Raw genomic sequence first — 25803 nt, 5'->3', positions numbered from 1 at the left:
ACGTTAATTAATTAAATTTATTTTCTAATTTTTCAAAATCAGTTCCTGCTACCCACTCATCAAGTGCTTTCACTGTTTTATCTAATGCTTCGTTAAGTGGGCCTTGTTGTTCTAGCGTAAATTTACCTAGTACATAATCCACTACGCTTTGACGTTTAGGATGGTCAGTTCCTACTTTAATTCGGTTAAACTTATCTGTCCCTAAATGTGCAATTAAACTTTTAATTCCGTTATGACCACCGGCTGATCCGTGGGTACGTAAACGAATACGTCCAACGTGTAAATCCATGTCATCATAGACAATTACTAAATCATCTAAGTCTAATTTGTAAAATTTCATCAATGGATTAACGGCCCGACCTGATTCATTCATATAGGTGGTTGGTTCAACAACGATTACTTTTTCCCCATCCACCATTCCAGTTCCAAACATGGCATCCATTTTCTGTTTATTAATCGCAATATCATGTTCTGCAGCAAATCTTTCCACTGCCATAAATCCGGTATTATGACGAGTTGCTTCATATTCACTACCGATATTTCCTAATCCAACAATCATTTTCATTTGTAATTTCTCCCTAACTCGAATTGTAGCAATCGCTTTAATTGTACCATAATAATTTGACTTTAAAGTCTGATAAGAACAGCAAAAGGAGCGAGATAACCTCACTCCTTTTTTATGTATTATTTAATTAATTGAATCAGTCAAACCAACGCTCAATGCTAAACCTTTATCCACTTTAGCCATGATTGAATCGTGAACATGAGTGACTCGGTCTTTCAATCGTTGTTTATCAATGGTTCTAATTTGTTCCAATAAAATTACAGAATCTTTTTCAATTCCTGATTTACTGGCTTTAATTCCAACGTGGGTTGGCATTTTTGGTTTTGATATTTTAGCCGTAATTGCAGCCACAATTACTGTGGGGCTATATCGATTACCTATGTTATTTTGCACAATTAACACGGGGCGCAGACCACCTTGTTCTGAACCCACTACTGGTGATAAATCTGCGTAGAAAATGTCTCCCCGTTTGATTCGGGTATCTGTCATTTAAGGTTTCCCTTCGTATAATCGAAATCTGGATTTTCGTTGTAAGTATCTACCAAAGTCTTAGTTAAATCTTGTTTACTAGCTTCAGCATATTCATCAACGATTTCACGATTAATTTGCTTCATAGAGTCGTAACCATGAATCATTTTATTTACCAATGGATTTTTATCAAAAACGGCATTTACTACAGCAGCATGATGTTCATCTAATTTTTTGGCAAAATTAGCAAAATTTTTCTTTGTTAATTTACGATCGTAATGACATTTCATAGCTATTACCTCCTAGGCATAATGATGTTTATTTATAAACTCGTGGTAATCTTTCAGTAAAGCCACAAGCAATTTCATAATGAATGGTACCACATTGATCAGCAACTTGTTGCAAAGTGATTTCTTTTCCGGCTTGTTTACCAAAAATAACCACTTCAGTTCCTGGATTCATTTTATATGGTAATTTAACCATAAATTGATCCATACAAACTCGTCCCACAATTGGACAGAGATGCCCATCAACTAAAACTTTAAATCCTTGCATTGAACGACGAACTCCATCAGCATAACCAACTGGCACCGTTCCAATCCATTGATCATCAGCAACGGTATACGTAGCTCCATAACCAATTGATCTACCTGGTTGAACTTGCTTCGTATAAACCAACTCAGTAGTAAGACTCATAGCTGGTTTCAAAGCAATGGGTGATGCTAAAACAGTTCCAGAAGGATTTAATCCATATGCGGCAACTCCAAAACGAATCATATTGGAACCTGTCATCTTGTGCCACAAACTAGTGGCAGAATTAGCTACCGAAACATAGCGTGGTTTGGTCTTAAAACATTTCATTAACTTTTCAAAATTTTGATATTGAAAGTTGAAATAGTCAGTATTTTTACCATCTGCAGTTGAAAAATGTGTAAATACACCATCTAATAATAAATTATTCTCTTTTGAGTTAATAAATTCAAGGAATTCATCTACCTCATTCGTTGTTTGAAGTCCTACTCGTCCCATGCCAGTGTCTAAGGCTAAAAACATTTTAATTTTATTTTTTAATTTAAGGTCTTCAAAAACCTGATTTGCTTGTTTTACCCACTCAACTGAACTAACGGTCACATCAATATTATATTTAGAGATTAATGGTAAATCTTCAACATCGGTAATTCCCAGTACTAGAATGGGTTCATCAACGAAGCCTGCTTCACGTAATTGAATTGCTTCGTCTAAAATAGCAACACAAAAACCAGTTGCTCCAGCAGCTTTGGCAATTTGAGCTACTTGAACTGCTCCATGATTATAGGCATTCGCTTTCACAACCATAAACATTTCAGTTTTATCATCTAAACGATTAATTTCAGCACTAATGTTGTCATAAATTGCTGACTTATCAATCACTAATTGAGCATTACGATTTCTTCCGACTACCATCGTCTTTTCCTCCAAATAATTCAATGATTCAATTATACCATTAAAAAAATTAAAAAATGGTATAAAAAAAGACCCTTTTAGGGTCTTTTTTTATTAATGTTTGTTTTTAATGACAAACTTACCGCTACGGCCTGATTTGTTGTCGTTTCCACGATTGTTACGACGATCATGTCCGCCACGACTGTTGTTATCACGGCTACCACGGTAACCACCACGACGATGGTTATTGTTTCCACGGTATCCACCACGGCCACCGCCACGATGTCCACCATGACTCTTAAGTGGACGTTCAGGTGTAATGTGAACTTTCACTTGGTCACGTGACATTTCGTTTAGTAAAGCAGCTACTAAATCAATAGCTTCATAGTTGCCTAATAAAGTATTAGCAACGTCTTCATACTTTTCAGTCTTAGTACGTTTAACTAATTTATCAACATCTTCTAAAGCAAATTTCATTTGACCAGCTAAAGCTTCATCTTCAGTAGGTGGCTTTAATGGTAACATACGCACCTTAGTAAGTTTTTCAACTAAACGTAAGTAGCTCATTTCGTTTGGTGCAACGAAAGTTACTGAAACACCATGTTTTCCGGCACGACCTGTACGTCCAATACGGTGAACGTAGCTTTCTGGGTCTTGAGGAATATCGAAATTGTAAACATGGGTAACACCAGAAACATCAATACCACGAGCAGCAACATCAGTAGCTACTAAGTAGTTGATTTGGTCACGTTTGAATTCATTCATGATTTGAGTACGACGATTTTGAGTTAAATCACCGTGAAGCCCAGCAGCTTTGTAGCCACGAGCAATCAAACCTTTAGCAACTTCATCAACACGACGTTTAGTACGACAGAAGATGATAGTCACTTTAGGTTGCTCAACATCAAATAAACGAGTCATTGTTTCAAATTTTTCGCTATCTTTAACTTTAACGTAGTATTGGTCAACTAAGTCAGTAGTTAATTCTTTAGCTTTAATTTTAACTTGTTTAGGATCAGTCATAAATTGTACCCCAACACGCTTGATTGGATCAGGCATAGTTGCTGAGAATAGCAATGTTTGACGAGTTGAAGGAGTTTGCTTGATGATATTTTCGATATCTTCCAAGAATCCCATGTTCAACATTTCATCAGCTTCATCAAGAACTAAGAACTTAACATGGTCAAGCTTCAAAGTACGACGGTTGATGTGGTCAAGTAAACGACCAGGTGTACCTACCACGATTTGTGGGTGTTTCTTCAAATCATAAATTTGTTTACGGATGTCTGAACCACCATAAACAGCTTGAGCTTTAGCACCTTCGCCACGACCCAATTTTTGAATTTCTTTTTGTGTTTGAATAGCTAATTCACGAGTTGGTGAAATTACTAATGCTTGCACGTGTGGATCATTAACATCAATTCCTTGAAGAATTGGTAATGAAAATGCAGCAGTTTTACCAGTACCTGTTTGTGCTTGTCCAAGAACATCTTCCCCTGCAAGGGTCAATGGAATAGTTTCGGCTTGGATAGCAGTTGGTTCTGTATAGCCGTTATCTGCTACGGCTTTTAGTAGACTATCTGATAGTCCTAAATCTTTAAACTTCAAATGTGTTCCTCCTATTGAAACATCACCGTAAATTCAATACATTGCTCAGAAAAAATCCGTTTTCCTTGACGCGCAACATACCTGATTACACTTTATTTCTTTAACGTTTTTAATATAACTATCCTATGATATATCATTTCGTACAATTAATCAATCAAAATGCATTTTCAAACTATTTTAAAGCTTGCAAAACAGCTTCTAAATGCATTCCGTGACTCGCTTTAAGCAACACCTCATCACCAGACTTAATTAATGATTTTAATTCAGTAATCATGGCATCTTTTTGGTCAGCTGAATAATGGAATAAATTTTGACCTAATTCATATTTACTAGTCAATTTATCAGTCAATGCTTGCATGTCATCACCAATTAAAAGGACATCCGCTACTTTTTCTGGATCAAGACTGTCTGCTAAGCTAGCATGCATTGCCTTAGATTGGTCACCTAATTCAAGCATGTCACCTAATACAACAATTCGTTTACCAGTTACGTGCGTATTGTCAAAAGCCTTTAAAACTGCTTTTACAGCGGTTGGATTAGAATTGTAAACATCACTCAAAATCATTTCGCCTTGAGCACCTTTAACCCATTCAGTCCGGTTTTCAGTTAAGTTGGCATGTTCTAATCCTACTTGCATATCTTTAGGACTAAGTTCAAATAAACAGCCTACTTCTAAGGCAGCTAAAGCATTATTTACATTATATTCACCTAATAAATTAATGGTAAACTCTAAGTTTTCCCAGTCATTCGTAGTAAATTTAGTATTCGTATCACCATCAACAATTTGCATTGGATAAATGTCATTAGTTTCATGGCTACCAAAAGTTTTTTTATTAAGTTTAAGGTCAGCGGCTCGTTCTTGAAGTAATGGTTCGTCACCATTGAAAACCAAATCGCCATCTTCATGCAAGCCATCTACAATTTCCATCTTGGCATCAGCAATCCGATCACGGGTCTTAAAGAATTCAATGTGAGCTTCTCCAATCATAGTAATAACGGCAACGTCTGGACTTACCAAGGTACTTAAAGCATGAAGTTGACCAGGACGATCCATTCCCATTTCTACTACTAAAACTTCAGTATTGGAATTCATCGCAAGTACTGTAACTGGGACACCAATTTCATTGTTGAAGTTTCCTTGTGTCTTTGCCACATTAAATTTAGTTGCTAAGACAGATGCAATTAAATCTTTAGTGGTTGTTTTTCCGTTACTCCCCGTCACTGCTACTACACGTGGATTGATTTTTGCTAAGTAATACTTAGCAAGCTCTTGTAAAGCTTGTAAAGTATCTTCAACTAAAATTACCGGAAAATCAGCTGGAGCTTGGTCAGCATGATCTAGTTTCCACAATGTACCAACTGCACCGTTTTCTCTTGCACTTTGAATATAATCATGACCATCATTTTCACCCACCATTGGGATGAATAATGCATTGTTTTCTAATTTACGACTATCAAAACCAACACTTGTAACTTCAACATCAGCTCCTTGGCTAATCGTTCCATTAACAGCTTTAGCGATTTCTTCAAGTTTCATCTTCATATTTGACTCCTGCTTTCAATAAAAATCATTCGTTTTATTATACAACAAAATAAATTCCATAAAAATAGCGGACTAGCATCAACCAATCCACCTTGATTAAAGATCATTAAGATCCTGTTCTCTATTAACTTTTAAATCGATTGACCACTTATTACTTAACGTATTATAGGTTAGGGTTCCTACCTGTTCGGCATTAGATAGAAGTTGGCCTTCACTGCCCCATACTACCTTAGTTTGCGATTTATCAACTTTAAACAAAGGCATCTTAAATTGACGTTGTGTTTCTTTTCCTAACTCAAACGCAATAATCATTCCTTGAACACTAAAATGCAACAAATCACTTAAAATATCTTGATCAATATCTTTCATTTGAATTGGACGCGCAAAAATCCGCTTATTATTGCGTTGATGCCGCAAGTGCCGTTTAATACTTAGTTCTAAAATATGATCCAACTCTGTAAAATTACGGAAATAAAAACGATTAAATCCGTTTGTTCCCCCTAAATAAACAAACTCATTATCTAGTTTAACGGAAAATGGATTTCTTCGACGAGGAACATCCATGTGTGCAAGATATAACAAATCAGCAATTTCATCATCGCTAAGTGAATCTAATCCATCTTTGGTTTGATAGTCCATCCATTTAGGAAGAACCCCCGTTTTGTGCCCTCGAATAACATAGTCACGGACTTGACTCTGACCGGTAATGGTTGGAAATTTGGAATGAACATTAAAACTATTTGAATTATCAACATCATCATTAATCATAATAATATTTTGTGGAACTTTACTAATCCCATTAATGTAATCCCCTGCTGAAATTCCCCACGTTACCGAAAAATGATCAACTGGACTAACCTTTAAATAGATTAAATTAGTTAACATGCACACACCTCCTCTTAAAACTTCAATTGTCTTAAATTATACTCTGAAAAAATACAAATAACACAGAATGTGGAATTATTTTTAATATTTATTCTACCTGTAACATTTCCGTTTAAATGCGTGCGAAAGCCACCAGTTATTGCTATGATAGACATACTATGCATCTCGAATGGAGGTAAAAAATGGCTAAAACTAATGTTCTTTTTGTCTGCCTGGGAAACATCTGTCGTTCACCCATGGCTGAGGCAATGTTCAAAAAAATGACGACAGAACAAGGAATCTCTAATCACTATCAAATCAACTCGGTGGCTACTAGCAGTGAAGAAGCTGGAAATCCACCTCATCCTGGGGCGCAGGCAGAAATGGATAAGCACAATTTAAATTATGCTGGTCATCATTCCCGTCCAATTACTTCAGCTGATATTAAAAATGCAGATTATATCATTACAATGGATGAAAGTAACATTTATGATTTACAACACATGATTCCAACAGATGAACAACATAAACTACATTTATGCATGGATATTGTGCCAGGACAACACGGTGTTAGCATCGTAGATCCTTGGTATACTCACCGTTTTGATCAAACTTATACAATGCTAAAGGAATCATTGCCATTATGGCTTGATCAAATGGAAAACAAACGAAAGGAATTACAAAATTAATGGAAAATACTAGCACCTCCAAACCCGAACAGGTTCCTCGATCGATTTGGCATCGAAATTTAATTGCATTATGGTTTGGATTATTTCTAACCTCGATGGGATTCAGTGGAATGATGCCGTTTTTATCACTCTATATTGATACTCTAGGTAAATACACACAGAGTCAGCTTAATCTATATAGTGGATTAGCTTTCTCGGCTTCGTTTATGGCAGCTGCAGTGGTTTCACCAATTTGGGGGAGTTTAGCTGATCGCTATGGACGTCGGATTATGTTATTACGTGCTTCATTTGTAATGTCCATTGTGGTTTTAATGATGGGATTTACAACCAACGTCTGGCAATTAATCGCTTTAAGATTTATTCAAGGAATTTTCTCAGGTTACTTTCCTAATTCTAATGCCCTTTTAGCTATTCAGGTCCCCAAACGAGAAAGTGGAAAAGCGCTAGGAATTCTAGCAACTGGTGGAGTTTCAGGTTCATTACTTGGTCCATTTGCTGGAGGTATCCTAGCTTCAATCTTTAGTTATCGAGTCACATTTTTCATAACTGGGACATTAATGTTCTTAGTATTTTTGATTACGGTATTCTTCGTTAAAGAAAAATTCACTCCAGTTACTAAAGAAAAGAACTTACATACTAAACAAGTGATTAAGGTTTTAAATAATCCTAAATTAATTTTTGGAATGTTTATTACTACTATGATTATTCAAGCTTCTAACTATTCTATTTCACCAATTTTGTCATTGTATGTTCGAGAAATTATGCATCATAGTCCTTCCGTAACTTTCTTCAGTGGAATTGTAGCGGCCGTTCCTGGTATTTCAACTTTAATTGCCGCTCCTAGGTTTGGAGCATTAGGTGATCGAATTGGAACCGAAAAAATTATGATTTTTGGTTTCATTTTGGCCATTGTCCTCTATATACCCATGGCATTTGTTACAAACGTCTGGGAATTGATGGGATTACGGTTCTTACTAGGAATTTCCAATGCCTGTATGTTGCCTGCTGTGCAGGCCATTATTGCTAAAAACACTCCTGCTCAAGTTACTGGGAGAATCTTCAGTTGGAATCAAAGTTTTCAAGCCATTGGAAACTTTACTGGTCCTATGATTGGTTCAGTAATTTCTTCAATGTTTGATTATTCTGGAGTATTCATTTCAACTTCAATCTTAGTTTTCATCAACTTGATGTTAGTTTTAAGTGAAACCAGAAATATAAAGAAATCTGAAGCATAAAAAAAGACTTAACCGTTTGGTTAAGTCTTTTTGTTTGGTTACAATTATTTGTTGAAACCGTATTTTTTGTTGAAACGATCAACAGCACCATCTGCTTGAGCTGATTTTTGTTTACCAGTGTAGAATGGGTGTGAATCTGATGAAATTTCAACACGGATTAATGGATAAGTGTTTCCATCTTCCATAGTAATAGTATCTTCTGAAGTAGCAGTAGAACCAGTAATGAACTTAAAGCCAGTACTTGAATCTTGGAATACTACTTGGTGAAAATCTGGGTGAATTCCTTTTTTCATGTTATTACGCTCCTTTTGCCCTGAATTTATAAAATTCAGAGATTGATTTATATAAATATTCAACTTTTGTAGTGTACCACTAAAAAAGAATAGTTGCAATACTCGAACTATGCTTCAGCACTAGCCGGCACAATTTCGTCATCTAATTCAACATCAGCATTTAAGCCTGATAATTTAGTAACGACTTGATCATAACCACGTAAAATGTGGTCTGCATGAGTAATGATAGTATCACCATCTGCCATTAATCCAGCAATTAACAAAGCTGCTCCAGCACGAATCTCTCCAGCTGACACCACGGCCCCGTGTAATTGTTTCGTTGGACTAATCACGATGTTATTATCAGCATTAACCTCAATATTAGCACCCATTTTTTGTAGTTCATGAACGTGTTTTTTGCGCTTAGGGTAGATAGTATCAATAATGAGACTACTACTCTTGGCGTTTAACAATAATGGTGTAATTGGTTGTTGCCAGTCTGTGGCAAATCCAGGAAATGGATCAGTTGTGATCTGAACTCCTTGGATATTACTACTTTCTGGTACAAAAATACTATCATCATTAATTTCTAACTTTAGACCCATTTCAGTTAATTTTTCTGTAAATGGCTTTAGATGTTCTGGAATTACGTTTTTAACTAAAATTCCATCACCAATCGCTGCAGCCAAAGCTAAATATGTTCCTGCTTCAATACGGTCTGGAATTACAGTATGCGGTTCAGTAGCTGAAAGAGATTGAACTCCTTCAATTCTGATGTCATCTGTACCAGCTCCAGTAATCTTAGCTCCCATGCTATTTAAAAAGGTAACAATATCAACAATTTCTGGTTCCTTAGCTACATTATGAATTAATGTAATTCCATCTGCTTTAGTAGCAGCAAGAATGGCATTAATTGTAGCCCCAACGGAAACCATATCAAAGTTGATAATTCCACCCTTTAAACCATGTTTTGTAGCATCGATGTATACAGTATCACCATCTTCGGTAACCGTAGCACCTAATGCTTCAAAGGCACGAATGTGTTGATCAATTGGTCGAGGACCAATGTTATCTCCACCGGGAAAACTAACAATTGCTTTATGAAACTTACCTAATAATGAACCCATAAAATAATATGAGGCTCTTAATTTTTTAATCGCTTCACTAGGAAGACGGCTTTCTTTAATATTAGTTGGATTAACTTTGAAAGTTCCATCATTAAATTCAGACGGTACGTTCATTGACTGCAAGATTAGCATTAAATTATGAACATCTAAAATGTCAGGTACACTATTGAACTCAACGGGGGAATCTGAAAGAATAGCAGCTGGTATTAAAGCAACTGTACTATTCTTTGCACCACAAATGGTAACTTCTCCCATGAGTCGATGGCCACCATGAATTTTCATCATACTCATATTATATTTTCCTTTTCACTATTCTCACGTTGTGCAACATCATTAATCATAATTAAAAATAGTAAATATTACAATAGCAATCTGATGAAAATAGTAAATATTATTAAATGTTATTTTTCGTTTTCTTTGTGATATTTGTCAGCCGCAGCGATGAAAGCTTTAAATAAGCCTTCTGGACGGTTTGGACGTGACAAGAATTCTGGATGATATTGTGCTGCAATAAAGAAACGTTTGTTAGGAACTTCAACAATTTCAACTAAACGATCATCAGGAGAAGTACCAGAAATAACTAATCCGGCATCTTCTAATTCTTTTCTAAATTTGTTGTTAAATTCGTAACGGTGACGATGACGTTCTGAAATTTCTTTCTTGTTGTCGTAAGCAGCTGCAGTAGCAGTACCTGGTTTCAACTTAGCTGGGTAAGCACCTAAACGTTGGGTTCCACCCATGCTAGTAACGTCGTTTTGGTCAGCCATTAAATCAATCACGTTATGTTTAGTATCGTGAACAAATTCAGTTGAGTTAGCGTCTTTCCAACCTAAAACATCACGTGCATATTCAATAGTAGTAACTTGCATACCTAAACAAATACCGAAGAATGGAATATCATTTTCACGAGCGTAACGAATTGAAGTAACCATCCCTTCAATTCCACGACTACCAAAACCACCAGGGATGATAATTCCATCAAATCCTTTAAGCTTATCAGCTACGTTATCATCGTTAATGTCTTCAGCATCAATGTTAGTGATGTGCACATTAGCATCCGCAGCATAACCCGCATGACGTAATGATTCGTCAACTGAAATATAAGCATCTTTTAACTTAACGTATTTACCAACTAAAGCGATATTAACGTCGCCTGAAAGATGACGAATATGTTCTTCCATTGCTTTCCATTCTGACATGTCAGCTTTAGGTGCTTTGATACCGAAGTGATCAAGTACTTGAGTATCCATGCCTTGTTTTTGGAAACTAAGTGGAATTTGGTAAAGGTTAGGAGCATCAAGTGATTCAATGATACTCTTTTCGTTTACATCACAGAACATAGCCATTTTTTGTTTCATTGCTTCAGTAACTGGTTTTTCAGCACGAAGAACAAGCATGTCTGGTTGAATACCAACACTACGTAATTCTTTAACAGAGTGTTGGGTAGGTTTAGTCTTCATTTCACCGGCTGCTTTAATGTAAGGAATCAAAGTAGTGTGAATGTAGTAAGTATTATCCACACCTTCATCTTTACGCATTTCACGAATTGCTTCTAAGAATGGTAGTGATTCAATATCACCAACAGTACCACCAATTTCAGTAATGATAATGTCTGAATCAGTAGTCTTAGCAGCACGTTTCATTTTTTCCTTGATCATCCCAGTGATATGTGGAATCACTTGTACAGTAGCACCAAGGTAATCACCATGACGTTCTTTTTCAAGAACTTCTTTATAAATCTTACCAGTAGTTACGTTTGAGTATTTATTTAAATCGTTGTCAATAAATCTTTCGTAATGACCTAAATCAAGATCAGCTTCAGTACCATCATCAGTAACAAAAACTTCACCATGTTGGTATGGGTTCATAGTTCCTGGATCAACGTTAATGTATGGATCAAATTTTTGAATTGTTACTTTCAATCCACGGTTTTTCAAAAGTCTACCTAAAGATGCAGACACAATTCCTTTTCCAAGTGAAGAAACTACCCCACCTGTGACAAAAATATATTTGGTCATAATAAATACTCCTATCAAAAATACTTTAACAACAAAAACAAAAAAAGCTCCCCATTCTGAGAACGGGGAGCTTTTTAACTCGATTGCCTTTACATCTCTGTAAAGTGCCCAAGAAAGATGATAGTCGAAATTCGACTAATAGTCAAGAATTTTTATTCTTCACCGTCACCTAAGTCTTCGTCATCGTCGTTATCAACATCGTCAATATCGTCTTTGAAGTCGTCGTCTTCGGGATCATCATTGTCGTAATCTACAACATCATCATCTTCAGGATCATCGTTATCGTAATCAATAACATCATCTTCGTCAGATGCATCAGCTAAGAATGCGTTAATCTTGTGACGTTTCTTAGTTTTTGGTTCATCATCAGCTTCACCAACAGTAGCTTCATCAACTGATTCGTATGGGTACCATGTACGTAATCCCCAAACATTATCACCTAATGAAATAAAACTACCATCAACGTTTAAATCGCTGTAAAAGTTAACTAGTTTTGATTTGATTTCATCATCACTGAATCCGGTATATTTTTGAATTGCATTAACTAAATCAGCAAATTGCATAGTCTTACCTTCATCAGCAAGAATTGCATGTGCTACTTCAATCATTGATAATTCGCTTTTTTCTACATTATCTAATTTTTTAAGTTCCAAATCAAACACGCCTTTCTGGTTTTTTCCGTTATACCTTATGATACTAACTTATCGATTAAAATGCAATTTAATCTGATAGTCTCCGACTTTTTCGTCATTAGTATAGAGTTCGTAATCAACGTTGATATTGCCTTCAAGCTCTTTGTGCGTAGCATCAACATCAACTTTTTTAGCTAAAGCACCAATGGTCATTTTACCGTAAGGAGTTTGGTAATGATTCTTCGTTTTTTCGCCTTCCACAAATTCTAACATTAAATCATTAGCTGCTTTACGGGTTAAACGAACATGATGTTCCCCACTAATCTTGAAGGTTACTGGTGTCTCTTGACCTTGAAAATGTTCAACATAACGGATGTACATCACGTTATTAATTTCAGCTAATTGTCCAGTTTCTGCAAAATGATGACTTTCAGTTTCCCCATCTTGGGTAATTTTTGTATCAACTACAACATGAATATCTTGATATTTCTTTTCATTTTCCATAATTATTACCTCACTGTCATTCTAATTTTACCGCCATTTATCTTAAAATGCACTCATATCCGTCTAAACTGACGTAGCCTAAGGATTTACGCTATAATATAGGTAAACACTCAGCAGGAGGCTCGAAATGGGATATTATTCAACACCATTAGACCAAGAAAAAGTAATTCGTGATCCAGTGTTAAGCCACGTATATATTCAAGATCAAATTATTATGGACTTAATTAACACCACTGAATTTCAACGATTACGTCGGATTCACCAACTTGGTACAACTTCACAAACATTTCCGGGAGCCGAACATACTCGTTTTACCCATTCTTTAGGCGTTTATGAAATTGTACGTCGGATTTGTAACCAGTTCCAACGTAACTATCCTAGTAAAACTCCAGGAGACGGACTCTGGGACGATTCAGAACGAATTGTCGCAGAATGTGCTGGCTTACTCCATGATATTGGACACGGGGCCTATTCACATACATTTGAACATATTTTTCATACCAACCACGAGCAAATTACGCAGGCCATTATTACTAATCCTGAAACAGAAGTTAATCAAGTTCTTAGTAAAGTAGGACCTGACTTTCCTAACCGGGTGGCTAGTGTTATCAACAAAACTTATGATAACCAACAAGTGGTCCAAATGATTTCTAGTCAATGTGATGCCGATCGAATGGATTATTTATTACGGGATTCATATTTCACAGGCGCCCAATATGGTAAATTTGACTTAGATCGGATTTTGCAAGTTATGCGTCCTTATAAAGACGGTATTTGTTTTAAAATGAGCGGACTTCACGCAATTGAATATTATATCGTATCGCGTTTTCAAATGTACCTACAAGTCTATTTTCACCCAACTTCACGTTCGATTGAAGTTATCTTAGCTCATTTATTATTGCGAGCTAAAGAACTTGCCGAAACTACGGATGGCTTAGAACATTTTAATCCTACCCTCTTAATGCCATTTTTAGAGGGAACTTTTAATCCAGAAACTGACTTGAAAGATTACCTCAGATTAGATGATGGGGTATTAAATACTTACTTCTCTACCTGGCGCGATGCACCTGACAAAATCTTAGCTGATTTAGCGGACCGCTTTGTTAACCGGAAACCTTTTAAATCTGCCATTTACACGGATAAAACTAAAGATTTATTACCAGAATTATCGAAATTGATTGAGGATGCTGGTTTTAATCCTGAGTACTATACAGCCACAGATAATAGTTATAACCAACCTTATGATGTTTACGATCCCAAAAGTGAACATCATAATGCCCAAATTGAATTAATGCAAAAAGATGGCAGTTTAGTTGAATTATCCCAGGCCAGTTTGTTAGTTCGCACAATTACTGGGAAAGACGTCGGTGATAGTCGTTTCTTCTTTCCCAAAGAAATGTTACAAACTGACGATAATGTTGAATTATTCAAGCCAATATACGATAATTTTCAAAGATACATTAAAAACGACACAATTATAGATCCCAAGGAGAATTAATGATGGATATTAAATTAATTGCCATTGATATTGATGGTACTTTATTAAACGAAAAAAACGAATTAGCGCAAGCAACCATTGATGCTGTAAAGACCGCTTCAGCTAAAGGGATTAAAGTTGTGCTTTGTTCTGGTCGTCCCCTTTCCGGAATTCGTCCATACCTTAAACCACTTGGTATTGAGGGTGATGCTCAATATGCCATTGCCTTTAATGGTTCAGTTACTGAAACAGTTTCTGGTAAGTTAATTTCAAAAGTTGGAATCCACTACGAAGACTTCTTACAAATCGAAATGATGTCCCGTGAAATGGGTGTTCATTTCCAAATTGAAACTTTAAATGAAATTATTGCTACTAACCGTAACATTAGTCCATATACTACTTTTGAAGCTAGCTTAGTTCGATTACCAATTCACTTCCGTACTCCTGAAGAGGTTACTCGTGAAGATGATATTATCAAGATGATGTACGTTGATGAACCAGAAAAAATTCAATACGCCCAAGATAACCTTCCTAAGTCCATTCAAAACCGGATGCACGTAGTTCGTAGTATGCCAATCTTCTTGGAATTTGTGAATACTAAGGCCGGTAAAGGTACTGCTTTGAAGAATCTTGCTGAAAAACTTGGTTTAACTAGAGATAATGTTATGGCCATTGGTGATCAAGGTAACGATCACAGTATGATTGAATACGCTGGTCTTGGAGTTGCCATGGGTAACGGAATTCAAGAAAATAAAGATATCGCCCAATTTGTAACTAAGCCTAACTCTGAAGATGGAGTGGCATTTGCAATCAACAAATTTGTGAATAACAAATAAATTTAAATAACCAAAAAGAAGTTTGAGCTCATTTTGAGTTCAAACTTCTTTTATTTTGCTACTTTTTCATTTTCCACAAACCACATATAAGCCCCATAACATCCGTTTGCAAGCTTCATAATTTCTAAGGCAAACATTGATGCTGAAGCTGGACTAAATGCCTTAAATTGGTTATACCAGATAATTAATGATACTACATCCCAAGCAATCCAAACCAACCATTGAGAACGGTAACCACCCATCATCAAAAGCATTCCAATAATACTTAAAGGTAACAGTGTGGCATCCAAATAAATTTGCGTTCCATGGAAAGTTTTACTGAAATACAACACAATTCCATAAATCATTAGAATTCCAATCACAATTAAACCGATTTGTAATTTAGTTAGTTTGCGTGGCTTAATTACTGCTTGTTGCTTTTGCTGCTCAATTTGTTTATCCCACAAAAAAATTCCCATAAATTGCGTAATTAAATAATAGATATTCGTCGCAAAATCACCAATCAAACGATTTTCTAAATCAATCAACAAAAATAAAGTTGATTCAGCTAATCCCCAACCATAATTGGTAATTTTACCCTCATCACATAACATTAAATTGATTAAACTAAAAACACTAGCAACTAACGAAACCCAACCAATCCAATTACTAAATTCCTTACTTATAACAAAAGTCACAAATGTAATTATTAGACTACTAATTAACAATATCTTGGTTTTAAATTTGAATTCTTTAATATCACGTAAATTATTTTTAATGCTAAACGTTTTGCTTAATGCATTCATTCGTTATCCACCTATTCTATTCCACAAAAAAAGCCGCTGAAATCAGCGACAATTTTTATTTTATTAGTTCTTTTTATCAGGTTTAATTTGGTCAGTTTCATAATCAAAACGGGAATTGAATAATGGACTAACGGGACGGTTTTGGTCAATTCTAAGAATGGCATCACCGATTAATGGAGCAATTGAAATTTGCTTAATTTTAGCAATTTTCTTTTCTTCTGGTAATTGAATTGAATCAGTAACTACCACTTGTTTGATTGGAGAATCATCTAAACGTTGGATAGCAGGACCAGAAAGAACTGGATGAGTACAACAAGCGTAAACTTCTTTAGCACCAGCATCAATTAAGGCTTGTGCACCTTTAGTAATAGTTCCAGCTGTATCAATCATGTCATCAATCATAATACAACGTTTACCTTTTACATCACCAATAATGTTCATAATCTTAGCAACGTTAGCTTTAGGACGACGTTTATCAATAATGGCAATTGGTGCACCTAAGAATTCAGCTAAAGCACGAGCACGAGCTACACCACCATGATCAGGTGAAACAACAACTACGTCTTTATCAAGACCATTAGTAATGAAATAATCAGCCAATAATGGTGCACCCATTAAATGGTCAACTGGAACATCGAAGAACCCTTGAATTTGAGCCGCATGCAGATCAAGTGCTACAACACGTGTAATTCCGTCATTTTGTAACATATCTGCTACTAATTTGGCAGTAATTGGTTCACGTGAACGAGCTTTACGATCTTGACGTGCGTAACCGTAATAAGGAATCACAACGTTAATTGTAGCTGCACTGGCTCTTCTAAGAGCGTCAACCATAATTAATAATTCCATTAAATTATCATTAACTGGAGCAGAGGTTGATTGGATAATGTAAACATTATCACCACGAACACTTTCTTCAATGTTAATTTTAATTTCGCCATCACTGAAATGATCAACGTTTACTTTACCCAAAGGAACACCCATGTGTTTAGCAACTTTTTCAGCTAATGGACGGTTAGAATCCAATGAAAAAATTTTCAAATTTGAATCTTGAGCTTTTGTTACCATAATTTCCCCCGTTGCGTTTTTTACTTTGATAGCTTAATTATATTATGCAAAAGTTATTTCGGCAAATATAACTAGTCAGCACCATTAAATGGTAATTTGTGATAATATCCTGGCTTGTTAGTTTGGCGTTCACGAGCAATTGCCATATCATATTGGTTAATATCATCAGTAATAGTTGAACCAGCTGCGATAAAGGTATGATCAGCAATTTCAAGTGGTGCAATCAAGTTTGCGTTACTACCAATAAAGACATCATCGCCAACTTTAGTTTCGTGTTTGTTTTTACCATCGTAATTAGCAAAAATCACACCACAACCAACGTTAATGTCTTTCCCTAAAGTAGCATTACCAACGTAAGTTAAATGACCAATCTTTGTACCTTCACCAATGGTAGCTTTCTTAACTTCACAGAAGTTACCAATGTGAACGTGTTTGCCAATGATTGATTGTGGACGCAAGTGACTGTTAGGTCCAATGTTTGAACCATCCATCATTTCTGAATCTTCAATAGTTGAAGATGTCACGGTGACGTTATCATGAATTGTACTACCAGTGATTTTTGAATGAGCACCAATCACACAGTCGCGACCAATCTTAGTATGATTTTGTAACTGCACACCAGGTTCGATGATAGTATCTGATCCAATTTCAATATCAACATCAATGTAAGTATCATCGGGATTAATGATGGTTACCCCATTGTTCATGTGGTATTCATTAATACGGCGTTGCATAACCTTAGTAGCTGCTGCTTGAGCAACTCGGTTATTTACACCCATTGATTCGTCAAAATCATCCATAACGTATGCATCAACAATATCGCCAGCGTTTTTCAAAATTTCAATGGCATCAGTAAGGTAGTATTCACCTTGGGCATTGTCATTAGTAGTTTCGTGAAGCGCTTTGAATAATTTTTGATTATCAAACACATAAACACCAGTGTTAATTTCATCAATCGCACGTTCATCCGCATTAGCGTCTTTTTGTTCTACGATTTTAGCCACGCGGCCATCGGCATTTCTCACAATCCGACCATATCCAGTTGGATCAGGTGCGATTGAAGTAAGGATGGTAGCGGCAGCATGTTTTTCGTTATGATAAGCGAAAAGCTTTTCTAAAGTTTCTGCAGTAAATAATGGAGTATCCCCACTAATTACTAAAGTAGTCCCTTCAGAATCTTTTAGTAAATCTTCGGCACGCATTACAGCGTCACCAGTACCATTTTGTTGGTCTTGGACCACATACTTAGTCCGGTTACCGAGTTCTTTTTCAACATCTTCAGCACCGAAACCAACAACGGTCACAATGTTATCCATGTTTAACTTTGAAACTTGAGTTAAAACGTGGTCAACCATTGATTTTCCACAAATTCGATGCAAAACTTTATATAATTTTGACTTCATTCTAGTACCTTTACCGGCAGCTAAAATAATCGTATTTTTTTCACTCATGTCAGTCTCCTATTTGGCACTACCAAAGATTTTTTCGTCATAATTACCCTTAGTGATAATCATGCCATCATCAGCTGTGTTTTCCATCTTAACTAATGAAGTATAATCTCCGAAGTTTTTAGTTTTGTCATTGACACCTTCAGCGAAGAAAGTGCTACCAACTAGGTTACAGTCAAATTCTTTAATCAATGATGAAAGACCATTAATGGTACCACCACCATGGATAAAATCATCCACGATAAGCACGTTTGAGCCTTCATCAAGGCTACGTTTTGAAATAGTCATTCGTTTGATTTTTTTGCTTGAACCAGACATGTAGTTAACATTCACAGTTGAACCTTCAGTGATGTTACTGTCATGACGAGCAATAACAAGCGGAACATTTAAGTATTGTGATGCTGCTTGAGCAATTGGAACACCACGGGTTGCAACAGTAAGCACTGCATCAACTTGTTGATTTAAGTATTGAGTTGCGATAATGCGACCTAAGAAGCGTAATTTAGAAGGATCACCAAGGATATCTGACATATATACATATCCACCAGGAAGTTGGCGTTGAGAATTATTTAAAATTTCAATCACTTCATCCATAAATTTGTTAGCATCTTCTTTAAGAATGTATGGGATATATTTAGCACCACCAGCTGCTCCAGGAACAGTTTCTACCAAACCAATTCCACGATCTTGGAAAGTACGTTTCAAAATAGTTAAATCTTCACTAATTGATGATTTAGCTGAATCGTAACGTTTTGCAAAGAAAGTCAATGGAATTAAAGTATGGGGACGGTTTAACATGTAATCTGTCATATCTACTAATCGTTCACTACGTTTAATTTTCATTTTTTCACCTCATTAATCTATTTACACACAACAAGCATTTTAACACAAACGTTCGGTTTTTTATCGACATTTACTAAATTTTATCAAAAAAAGCCTAAGTTTTCCAACTTAGGCTTTTAAAATACTAATGTTAAGATTTTTCTTGATAATGATTAAAGGTTAAGGCCCCAAAATAAATGATACATTCAATCGTAGCAATGAAGAAACTAACTGGCCAATTGGTTACATAACCTAAATAAAGACCAAGCCATACTCCAATTAATCCAAACCCAATTGCACAGGCAATCATCTTACTAACAGAATGGGCAAAGTATTTGGCACTAGCAGCTGGTAAAGTTAATAAAATAAAGATTAACAATGATCCAACAATCTGTGCGGCAACTGAGACACTCAATGCTAACAAGATTAAGAAAATAATTGACATTAAACTACTGTTAACGTGTTGTGCTTTAGCACCAATTGGATCAAAAGAATCGAATTTTAAATTACGGTAAATAACCAGTAGCACTACTAAGACAATGATTGATAAAACTACCATTTGTTGCACATCTGCAGCACTAATACCTACCACACTACCGAATAAGATATTTGTAGCATAACTAGCACTTTTATTTGATAGAGCGAGGAATAAGACCCCTAGTCCAATAAATAAACCAGAAACTGCACTAATCGAATCTTCCCGGCGTGAGGCCTTTGATCCCATTTTACCAACTAAAACCGAACTAATAATCGTAAAAATTAACATTCCATCTAACGGACTCAAACCAACGAACATTCCGAAAGCAGCCCCCGCAAAACCAATTTCTGACAAAGTATGGGTCAAAAATGGCATATTCCGGGAAACCACGAACACCCCGATGAACCCACAGACAATCGCAATAATGGTACTGGCAATATAGGCATTCCGCATAAATTCAAAACTAAACATGCTCTTGACCTCCTTGATAATCAGAAATGTTTAACTCATTAATGGGTCCACATTCGTAACCATCTGGCTTTAATAATAGGAACTCTGTTGAATATTGTTTAGCTAACGGAATATCATGAGTAACTGAAATTACAGTTACTCCAGTAGTTTGATTTAATTGTTTTACTAGTTCCAATAAATCTTCTTTAGCCACAGGATCAAGACTTGCAGTTGATTCATCTAAAATCAGTAAATCCGGATGATTAACTAACGCTTGGGCTAAATATGCCCGTTGTTTTTCCCCACCAGAAGTGCGTCCTAATGGTTCATTTTCAATTTTAATTAAATTAGTTTGTTGTAAAACTTCATTAAGCCGTTGTTTTTCTTCATGATTTAACCAAGGTAATTTATAGCCACTAAAATTTAATCCAACAAAATTTTTAACGGATAAAGGATACTCATCATCAATATTTCTAAATTGAGGAACATATCCGATTTTAATCGCCTTACGACTCGGAAAAAATTCAACTGAACCGTGAGTTGGCTTCAATTGACCTAAAATTATTCTAATTAAAGTAGTTTTTCCTACTCCGTTTTCACCAACAATACTAAGAAACGTACCGCGTTTTAATTTAAAGCTTAAGTTATTGAGAACTTTCTTTTCAGAAAAATCTTCCCATAAATCATGGGTTTCTAAAATCAAGTCGTTCATGTGCTACTCCTTTGGATTATCCAAAATTTTTGCGAAAAAAAAAGACTATATAGTCTTTTTCAATATTAACATTAACCTTCGATAAACGTAACCTGAATGTCTTCTGTTAATACTTTTGAATATGTAAAAGAAGCATGTGCAGGCTCGTCATCTGATGACAAATCAACAATGAATACAGCTGGGAAAACTTCTGCAAGTGTTCCTTCGTATTCGTTAGTACGTTTTCTGCCCGCTTGTTCAATAACCCTTATGTTACTGCCAAGATGGTCTTTAATCCAACTCTTGATATCTGGTAAATTCATACAAATCACCTCAAGTTTGAATTATACGCTTTTTTATACACATTGTAAAGTTATAATGTTAATATTTTTATTTTAATAGTCCTTGTTCGTGAAAAGCATTGGCCATTTGTACAAATTGATCAACCGTTAAGCTTTGAGGACGGATGGTTTTCTTAATGTTTAAATGTTCTAAAACAGTTTCAACTTGTTCTTTAATTTCTGGTTGTTTTCCAAAAACGCCTTGTAAATTGTTCCAAATGGTCTTCCGACGATGCATAAAGGCCCCGTGGACAAATCCAAAGAAAGCTTTTTGGTCATAAGCTTCGACTTTACGATTTTTACGTGGCACTAATTTAACCACGGCTGAATCAACTTTAGGTGCGGGAATAAATGATTTATGTGAAACTTCAATCGCAATTTCAACGTCATCTAAATATTGGGTAATTACACTCAATGAACCATAGTCATGAGAATCTGGCTTAGCACAAAGCCGATCAGCTACTTCACGTTGCATCATGAATACCAAATTAGTATAAGGAACATTTCCTTTAAGAATACTCATCAAAATTGGTTTGGTAATGTAATATGGCAAATTAGCCACAATCTTTAAATTATGTTCCCCATCAAAATTTTCAGCAATTACTTTTGGTAAATTGGCCTTCAAAAAGTCCTGATGCAAAATAGTTACGTTATTGTACTGGAATAACGTTTCATCTAAAACTGGTAATAAATTATCATCAATTTCAAAAGCGACAACTTGATGAGCTCGGCGAGCAAGTTGTTCTGTCAAAGCCCCAATTCCGGGCCCGATTTCAATTACATCATCAGCTTCAGTAACTTCAGCTGCTTCCGCAATCCCATGAAGAACGTTTAAGTCGTCTAAAAAGTTTTGACCTAGACTCTTCTTAGCGCTTAAATGGTATTCATTTAAAATAGCAAGGGTTCTGGTTCTACTTCCAATTTCTGGAGTTTCGTTCATTGATTTTCTCCTAATCTAGTTGTTTCAAAGCTGCTTCAAATTCTTCACGAGTAATCCCAAACATCCGCAAACGCCGTTGAAGTTGTTTCGCATTTACATATCCAAGATGTAAAAGTTCCCCTAATTCTAGTCGGCGTTCTTTGGCATCATGACTTCCCATTAAATTAGCATCAATTAATTCTTGTTGACTAATTACCTCAGGATTATCATCGCTTTCCGTATAGACCTCACTTAATGCTTCCCGAATTGCGTCTGGACTTGCATGTTCTACCCCTAATGAACCCTTAGGATTATCAGGAACTGCATCCTTCTTTTTCAAAAAAGCATGTTTGGCTTCAGGAATTTCATCAGAAATAATTCGTCTGATTTTTTCCCCAGAAAAATCTGGATCAGTAAAGACAATAATCCCTCGTGTCTGTGCTAATCGATCAATTAATTCTAAGGTTTCATCGTCGATGGCTGAACCACGAGTTTCAATGGTATCAGCATCAACTGCTCGTTGAATTCTTTTAGTATCGTCTTTTCCTTCAACTACAATAACTTCTTTAATTCGTTTCATTTATTTATCCAATCCAAAAATTCTCATTGTATTAGCATAAGTCGCTTTAGCTAACTCATCAGGATTCATATCTTTATATCTAGCAATTGCTTCTAATGTATATAAAGTATACGCTGGTTCATTTTGATGTCCACGCAAAGGTTCTGGGGCTAAGTATGGTGCATCAGTTTCCACTAAAATTCGATCCATCGGTGTTTGTTTGGCAGCTTCATGAATTTCTTTGGTCTTTTTAAAAGTAGCTACTCCACTATAAGAAAGATTCATTCCGAGATCTAAGAATTTTTTCATCCATTCTACGTCACCGTTAAAACTATGAATAATTCCCCCGACTTCTTCGATGTGTTCATCTTTTAAAATTCGGTACGTATCTTCAAAAGCTTCTCGATTATGCACTGAAATTGGGATATGCATATTTTTGGCAATTTCAATTTGACGCCGTAAAACTCGTTCTTGAACATCCTTTGGTGATGTCTTTTGGAAAAAGTCCATTCCAATTTCACCTAAAGCAACTACCTTATCATCAGCTAGTTGTTCTTCTAACTTAGTTTCAGCAGCTGCATCGTAATGAATGGAATCTTCTGGATGCCAACCAACAATAGCATACATATCATCATATTCATGAGCTAATTCAATCGCACGTTGATTTAAATCATAGTTAGAACCAACGTTAGCAACTTTCACTACCCCTAATTTTTTGGCATGATCAAAATATTCTTTAACATGACCATCAAATTGTTCTCCGTTTAAATGGGTATGAGAATCAAAAATTTTCATTTTAGACTTACCTCCTAATAAGCAAAAAAGTTTCACCAATTTTACTTAGTGAAACCTAATTGATTATGCTAAATCACTACCATTTTCAAGTGATGGATCAACAGTTACAACTTGAATGTCACCGTTTTTCTTTTCAATTGAAAGAATCATTCCTTGGCTTAATTCGCAACGAAGTTTGATTGGTTTTAAGTTAGCAACAATAATTACTTTTTTACCGACTAATTTTTCAAAATCAGGATACCATTTAGCAATTCCGGAAACGATTTGACGTTCGCCTTCATCACCAGCATCTAATTTGAACTTCAATAATTTATCAGCTTTTTCAATTTTACCAACTGACTTAATTTCAGCTACCCGAAGTTCAACCTTTTCGAAATCAGGAAATTCCATGTTTTCTTTAAGGTTTTTAAGCGTAGTTACCCCAGCTTTTTCTTCAGCCTTCTTTTCGTCAGCTTGTTTCATCGCAGCACGACCCTTAGCCTTTTCATTAACGGTCATTTTGCCCTTAATGTAAGCAACTTCTTCTTCCACATCAACCCGTGGGAAAATTGGTTGTCCGTTTTCAACAACTTTACGGCCACCAACAAAGTCACTAATTTTAGCGTTCTTGATATCGAATAATCCAGCATCTAAACCAAGTTGGTTCATGATTTCAAAGGCTGCATTTGGCATTGCAGGGCTGATTAAAATCGCAATCAAACGAAGGCTAGCAGCTAAATGTGCCATGACATTCGCTAATTGTTTAGCACTAGCTTCATCATCAGCTTGTTTTTTAGCAAGGACCCATGGTTCAGTTTGATCGATGTATTTGTTAGTTTGAGAAATTAATTTCCAAACTTCTGAAAGAGCATCAGATAAATGAACGGTGTCCATTAAATGCTTATATTCTTCAGTAACATCTGCAGCCATCTTTTGTAATTCAAGACTTGGATCATCTGTTGTATCAGTGTAGTCTGGTGTAACTCCACCTTCATACTTGTTGATCATTGCAACTGTCCGGTTTAATAAGTTACCTAAATCATTAGCTAAGTCGAAGTTTACACGGTTAACAAAATCTTCAGGAGTAAATACACCGTCACCTGCAAATGGAACAGCCTTTAATAAGTAGTAACGAGTTGCATCAAGACCATAACGCGCAATTAAATCTTCTGGGTAAATAGCATTACCTTTAGATTTAGACATTTTACCGTCTTTCATAGTAATCCAACCATGTCCATAAATTTCTTCTGGTAATGGTAAGCCTAATGCATGAAGAATAATTGGCCAGTAAATACAGTGGAAACGAACAATTTCTTTTCCAATCATTTGTAAGTTAGCAGGCCAGAATTTCTTAAAGAGTGAGTCATCTTTGCTGTCATAACCTAATGCAGTGATGTAGTTAGTTAAGGCATCAATCCAAACATAAACTACGTGTTTTGGATTAGATGAAACTGGTACACCCCATGAGAAAGTGGTTCTTGAAACAGCTAAATCTTCAAGACCTGGTTTCAAGAAGTTATTAATCATTTCATTCATTCGTGAACTGGGTTGAATGAAATCTGGATGTGCCTTGTAGTAATCCATCAACCAATCAGCATACTTGCTCATCTTAAAGAAATAACATTCTTCGTTAACCAATTGAACTTCGTTACCAGTAGGTGCAATTCCCCCAGTTACGTTTCCTTGGTCATCATGATAAACTTCTTCTAATTGTGATTCAGTAAAGTATTCTTCATCAGAAACTGAGTACCAACCAGCATAAGTTCCAAGATAAATATCACCTTGATCTAATAATTGTTGGAAGATTTTTTGGACAGCTTGGACGTGACGGTCATCAGTAGTTCTGATGAAATCGTCATTAGAAATATCTAATTCAGCCCATAAATCTTTGATTTGTTTGGCCATTTTATCCACGTATTGTTGTGGTTGAACGCCTAATTTTTCTGCCTTTTGTTCAATTTTCAAACCGTGTTCATCTGTTCCAGTTAAATAAAATACATCATAACCAGATTCACGACGATAACGGGCAACTGCATCAGCTGCTACAGTTGTGTAGGAGTTACCAATGTGTAATCTACCAGATGGGTAGTAAATTGGTGTCGTAACATAAAATGTTGGTTTTTGATCTGCCATGTTGCTTCTCCTTTTTCGTTTTATTAATAATGTTATTATACTACATTCCGTAACTACTCGGCAGTAGGAACCGAT

Annotated in this window: 27 protein-coding genes; 4 read left to right on the top strand and 23 right to left on the bottom strand. The window is 35.8% G+C overall.

Translation table 11 applies throughout. The features are described from left to right. Positions 1 to 7 precede the first annotated feature (7 nt). From pth to ACQW5G_RS05830, 7 genes are all read right to left on the bottom strand, one after another. Complete coding sequence (pth, locus tag ACQW5G_RS05860; protein WP_429970529.1) at positions 8 to 565, bottom strand: aminoacyl-tRNA hydrolase; 558 nt, start codon at positions 563 to 565, stop codon at positions 8 to 10. A 123-nt stretch (positions 566 to 688) separates the two neighbouring features. Next, positions 689 to 1054 carry a type II toxin-antitoxin system PemK/MazF family toxin gene (locus ACQW5G_RS05855; protein ID WP_429970528.1) on the bottom strand — a complete coding sequence of 122 codons (366 nt, stop codon included), beginning with the start codon at positions 1052 to 1054 and terminating at the stop codon, positions 689 to 691. Beyond that, a complete protein-coding gene (locus tag ACQW5G_RS05850; protein WP_429970527.1) occupies positions 1051 to 1323 on the bottom strand; it encodes a hypothetical protein in 273 nt (90 codons plus the stop codon). Before ACQW5G_RS05850 ends, ACQW5G_RS05855 begins: the two co-directional genes overlap by 4 nt. Positions 1324 to 1351: 28 nt before the next feature. After that, complete coding sequence (gene alr / locus ACQW5G_RS05845) at positions 1352 to 2476, bottom strand: alanine racemase (RefSeq protein ID WP_429970526.1); 1125 nt, start codon at positions 2474 to 2476, stop codon at positions 1352 to 1354. Between the two features lie 93 nt (positions 2477 to 2569). After that, positions 2570 to 4063, bottom strand: coding sequence for a DEAD/DEAH box helicase (locus tag ACQW5G_RS05840; RefSeq protein WP_429970524.1), 1494 nt, complete (start codon positions 4061 to 4063; stop codon positions 2570 to 2572). A 172-nt stretch (positions 4064 to 4235) separates the two neighbouring features. Beyond that, the gene (locus ACQW5G_RS05835; RefSeq protein WP_429970522.1) at positions 4236 to 5606 is read right to left on the bottom strand and encodes a UDP-N-acetylmuramoyl-tripeptide--D-alanyl-D-alanine ligase; all 1371 of its coding nucleotides are present in this window, start codon (positions 5604 to 5606) and stop codon (positions 4236 to 4238) included. A 96-nt stretch (positions 5607 to 5702) separates the two neighbouring features. Next, positions 5703 to 6491, bottom strand: a complete 789-nt coding sequence (locus ACQW5G_RS05830) for a hypothetical protein (RefSeq protein WP_429970521.1) — start codon at positions 6489 to 6491, stop codon at positions 5703 to 5705. A gap of 182 nt (positions 6492 to 6673) precedes the next feature. On the opposite strand from ACQW5G_RS05830, the gene ACQW5G_RS05825 reads away from it, so the two are divergent. Further along, a complete protein-coding gene (locus ACQW5G_RS05825) occupies positions 6674 to 7159 on the top strand; it encodes a low molecular weight protein-tyrosine-phosphatase (RefSeq protein WP_429970519.1) in 486 nt (161 codons plus the stop codon). Then, positions 7159 to 8394, top strand: coding sequence for a multidrug efflux MFS transporter (locus tag ACQW5G_RS05820; RefSeq protein WP_429970517.1), 1236 nt, complete (start codon positions 7159 to 7161; stop codon positions 8392 to 8394). The genes ACQW5G_RS05825 and ACQW5G_RS05820 overlap by 1 nt, the downstream gene beginning before the upstream one ends. A gap of 44 nt (positions 8395 to 8438) precedes the next feature. Here ACQW5G_RS05820 and ACQW5G_RS05815 read toward each other — a convergent pair whose 3' ends face one another. The 5 genes from ACQW5G_RS05815 to ACQW5G_RS05795 form a co-directional block, all read right to left on the bottom strand. Beyond that, positions 8439 to 8687 carry a type B 50S ribosomal protein L31 gene (locus ACQW5G_RS05815; protein ID WP_429970515.1) on the bottom strand — a complete coding sequence of 83 codons (249 nt, stop codon included), beginning with the start codon at positions 8685 to 8687 and terminating at the stop codon, positions 8439 to 8441. Positions 8688 to 8794: 107 nt separating this feature from the next. Then, a complete protein-coding gene (locus tag ACQW5G_RS05810) occupies positions 8795 to 10084 on the bottom strand; it encodes a UDP-N-acetylglucosamine 1-carboxyvinyltransferase (RefSeq protein WP_429970514.1) in 1290 nt (429 codons plus the stop codon). Positions 10085 to 10194: 110 nt separating this feature from the next. After that, a complete protein-coding gene (locus ACQW5G_RS05805) occupies positions 10195 to 11811 on the bottom strand; it encodes a CTP synthase (RefSeq protein ID WP_429970512.1) in 1617 nt (538 codons plus the stop codon). Positions 11812 to 11963: 152 nt separating this feature from the next. After that, positions 11964 to 12464, bottom strand: a complete 501-nt coding sequence (gene rpoE, locus ACQW5G_RS05800; RefSeq protein WP_429970510.1) for a DNA-directed RNA polymerase subunit delta — start codon at positions 12462 to 12464, stop codon at positions 11964 to 11966. 48 nt (positions 12465 to 12512) lie between these two features. After that, positions 12513 to 12947, bottom strand: a complete 435-nt coding sequence (locus tag ACQW5G_RS05795; protein ID WP_429970508.1) for a DUF1934 domain-containing protein — start codon at positions 12945 to 12947, stop codon at positions 12513 to 12515. 127 nt (positions 12948 to 13074) lie between these two features. On the opposite strand from ACQW5G_RS05795, the gene ACQW5G_RS05790 reads away from it, so the two are divergent. Both ACQW5G_RS05790 and yidA read left to right on the top strand, forming a co-directional pair. Further along, positions 13075 to 14445, top strand: a complete 1371-nt coding sequence (locus tag ACQW5G_RS05790) for an HD domain-containing protein (RefSeq protein ID WP_429970507.1) — start codon at positions 13075 to 13077, stop codon at positions 14443 to 14445. Positions 14446 to 14447: 2 nt separating this feature from the next. Then, positions 14448 to 15260, top strand: a complete 813-nt coding sequence (gene yidA / locus ACQW5G_RS05785; RefSeq protein WP_429970506.1) for a sugar-phosphatase — start codon at positions 14448 to 14450, stop codon at positions 15258 to 15260. Positions 15261 to 15310: 50 nt separating this feature from the next. Here yidA and pnuC read toward each other — a convergent pair whose 3' ends face one another. The 11 genes from pnuC to metG form a co-directional block, all read right to left on the bottom strand. After that, the gene (gene pnuC / locus ACQW5G_RS05780; protein ID WP_429970505.1) at positions 15311 to 16045 is read right to left on the bottom strand and encodes a nicotinamide riboside transporter PnuC; all 735 of its coding nucleotides are present in this window, start codon (positions 16043 to 16045) and stop codon (positions 15311 to 15313) included. 63 nt (positions 16046 to 16108) lie between these two features. Further along, on the bottom strand, positions 16109 to 17113 hold the full coding sequence (locus ACQW5G_RS05775; RefSeq protein ID WP_429970504.1) for a ribose-phosphate diphosphokinase: 1005 nt from the start codon (positions 17111 to 17113) through the stop codon (positions 16109 to 16111). A 71-nt stretch (positions 17114 to 17184) separates the two neighbouring features. After that, on the bottom strand, positions 17185 to 18564 hold the full coding sequence (glmU, locus tag ACQW5G_RS05770) for a bifunctional UDP-N-acetylglucosamine diphosphorylase/glucosamine-1-phosphate N-acetyltransferase GlmU (RefSeq protein ID WP_429970503.1): 1380 nt from the start codon (positions 18562 to 18564) through the stop codon (positions 17185 to 17187). Between the two features lie 9 nt (positions 18565 to 18573). Beyond that, positions 18574 to 19404, bottom strand: a complete 831-nt coding sequence (gene purR / locus ACQW5G_RS05765; RefSeq protein ID WP_429970502.1) for a pur operon repressor — start codon at positions 19402 to 19404, stop codon at positions 18574 to 18576. A 130-nt stretch (positions 19405 to 19534) separates the two neighbouring features. Then, positions 19535 to 20332 carry a metal ABC transporter permease gene (locus tag ACQW5G_RS05760; RefSeq protein WP_429970501.1) on the bottom strand — a complete coding sequence of 266 codons (798 nt, stop codon included), beginning with the start codon at positions 20330 to 20332 and terminating at the stop codon, positions 19535 to 19537. Beyond that, complete coding sequence (locus ACQW5G_RS05755; protein ID WP_429970500.1) at positions 20325 to 21023, bottom strand: metal ABC transporter ATP-binding protein; 699 nt, start codon at positions 21021 to 21023, stop codon at positions 20325 to 20327. Before ACQW5G_RS05755 ends, ACQW5G_RS05760 begins: the two co-directional genes overlap by 8 nt. Before the next feature lie 71 nt (positions 21024 to 21094). Then, positions 21095 to 21325 (bottom strand): Veg family protein, encoded by a 231-nt coding sequence (locus ACQW5G_RS05750; RefSeq protein ID WP_429970499.1) that lies wholly within the window; start codon positions 21323 to 21325, stop codon positions 21095 to 21097. Positions 21326 to 21392: 67 nt separating this feature from the next. Beyond that, on the bottom strand, positions 21393 to 22283 hold the full coding sequence (gene rsmA / locus ACQW5G_RS05745; RefSeq protein WP_429970498.1) for a 16S rRNA (adenine(1518)-N(6)/adenine(1519)-N(6))-dimethyltransferase RsmA: 891 nt from the start codon (positions 22281 to 22283) through the stop codon (positions 21393 to 21395). 10 nt (positions 22284 to 22293) lie between these two features. Then, positions 22294 to 22842, bottom strand: coding sequence for a ribonuclease M5 (gene rnmV, locus ACQW5G_RS05740; RefSeq protein WP_429970497.1), 549 nt, complete (start codon positions 22840 to 22842; stop codon positions 22294 to 22296). Beyond that, complete coding sequence (locus tag ACQW5G_RS05735) at positions 22843 to 23616, bottom strand: TatD family hydrolase (protein ID WP_429970496.1); 774 nt, start codon at positions 23614 to 23616, stop codon at positions 22843 to 22845. It lies immediately after the preceding gene. Positions 23617 to 23679: 63 nt separating this feature from the next. After that, a complete protein-coding gene (gene metG / locus ACQW5G_RS05730) occupies positions 23680 to 25728 on the bottom strand; it encodes a methionine--tRNA ligase (protein WP_429970495.1) in 2049 nt (682 codons plus the stop codon). Positions 25729 to 25803 lie beyond the last annotated feature (75 nt).

It is taken from the genome of Fructilactobacillus sp. Tb1 (genome assembly GCF_050500285.1).
In the GTDB taxonomy this organism is placed as follows: domain Bacteria; phylum Bacillota; class Bacilli; order Lactobacillales; family Lactobacillaceae; genus Fructilactobacillus.
This window is presented reverse-complemented; position numbering and strand designations above follow the sequence as displayed.

Bases quoted from the DNA above. Each gene is read 5' to 3' on its own strand.
- metG (WP_429970495.1), bottom strand. From the start codon at position 25,728: ATGGCAGATCAAAAACCAACATTTTATGTTACGACACCAATTTACTAC.
- ACQW5G_RS05750 (WP_429970499.1), bottom strand. From the start codon at position 21,325: ATGAATTTACCAGATATCAAGAGTTGGATTAAAGACCATCTTGGCAGT.
- ACQW5G_RS05735 (WP_429970496.1), bottom strand. From the start codon at position 23,616: ATGAAAATTTTTGATTCTCATACCCATTTAAACGGAGAACAATTTGAT.
- purR (WP_429970502.1), bottom strand. From the start codon at position 19,404: ATGAAAATTAAACGTAGTGAACGATTAGTAGATATGACAGATTACATG.
- alr (WP_429970526.1), bottom strand. From the start codon at position 2,476: ATGGTAGTCGGAAGAAATCGTAATGCTCAATTAGTGATTGATAAGTCA.
- ACQW5G_RS05755 (WP_429970500.1), bottom strand. From the start codon at position 21,023: ATGAACGACTTGATTTTAGAAACCCATGATTTATGGGAAGATTTTTCT.
- pth (WP_429970529.1), bottom strand. From the start codon at position 565: ATGAAAATGATTGTTGGATTAGGAAATATCGGTAGTGAATATGAAGCA.
- ACQW5G_RS05810 (WP_429970514.1), bottom strand. From the start codon at position 10,084: ATGAGTATGATGAAAATTCATGGTGGCCATCGACTCATGGGAGAAGTT.
- ACQW5G_RS05830 (WP_429970521.1), bottom strand. From the start codon at position 6,491: ATGTTAACTAATTTAATCTATTTAAAGGTTAGTCCAGTTGATCATTTT.
- ACQW5G_RS05825 (WP_429970519.1), top strand. From the start codon at position 6,674: ATGGCTAAAACTAATGTTCTTTTTGTCTGCCTGGGAAACATCTGTCGT.
- ACQW5G_RS05850 (WP_429970527.1), bottom strand. From the start codon at position 1,323: ATGAAATGTCATTACGATCGTAAATTAACAAAGAAAAATTTTGCTAAT.
- ACQW5G_RS05790 (WP_429970507.1), top strand. From the start codon at position 13,075: ATGGGATATTATTCAACACCATTAGACCAAGAAAAAGTAATTCGTGAT.
- ACQW5G_RS05835 (WP_429970522.1), bottom strand. From the start codon at position 5,606: ATGAAGATGAAACTTGAAGAAATCGCTAAAGCTGTTAATGGAACGATT.
- rsmA (WP_429970498.1), bottom strand. From the start codon at position 22,283: ATGAACGAAACTCCAGAAATTGGAAGTAGAACCAGAACCCTTGCTATT.
- glmU (WP_429970503.1), bottom strand. From the start codon at position 18,564: ATGAGTGAAAAAAATACGATTATTTTAGCTGCCGGTAAAGGTACTAGA.
- ACQW5G_RS05795 (WP_429970508.1), bottom strand. From the start codon at position 12,947: ATGGAAAATGAAAAGAAATATCAAGATATTCATGTTGTAGTTGATACA.
- ACQW5G_RS05805 (WP_429970512.1), bottom strand. From the start codon at position 11,811: ATGACCAAATATATTTTTGTCACAGGTGGGGTAGTTTCTTCACTTGGA.
- ACQW5G_RS05855 (WP_429970528.1), bottom strand. From the start codon at position 1,054: ATGACAGATACCCGAATCAAACGGGGAGACATTTTCTACGCAGATTTA.
- ACQW5G_RS05820 (WP_429970517.1), top strand. From the start codon at position 7,159: ATGGAAAATACTAGCACCTCCAAACCCGAACAGGTTCCTCGATCGATT.
- ACQW5G_RS05775 (WP_429970504.1), bottom strand. From the start codon at position 17,113: ATGGTAACAAAAGCTCAAGATTCAAATTTGAAAATTTTTTCATTGGAT.
- pnuC (WP_429970505.1), bottom strand. From the start codon at position 16,045: ATGAATGCATTAAGCAAAACGTTTAGCATTAAAAATAATTTACGTGAT.
- rnmV (WP_429970497.1), bottom strand. From the start codon at position 22,842: ATGAAACGAATTAAAGAAGTTATTGTAGTTGAAGGAAAAGACGATACT.
- ACQW5G_RS05760 (WP_429970501.1), bottom strand. From the start codon at position 20,332: ATGTTTAGTTTTGAATTTATGCGGAATGCCTATATTGCCAGTACCATT.
- ACQW5G_RS05815 (WP_429970515.1), bottom strand. From the start codon at position 8,687: ATGAAAAAAGGAATTCACCCAGATTTTCACCAAGTAGTATTCCAAGAT.
- yidA (WP_429970506.1), top strand. From the start codon at position 14,448: ATGGATATTAAATTAATTGCCATTGATATTGATGGTACTTTATTAAAC.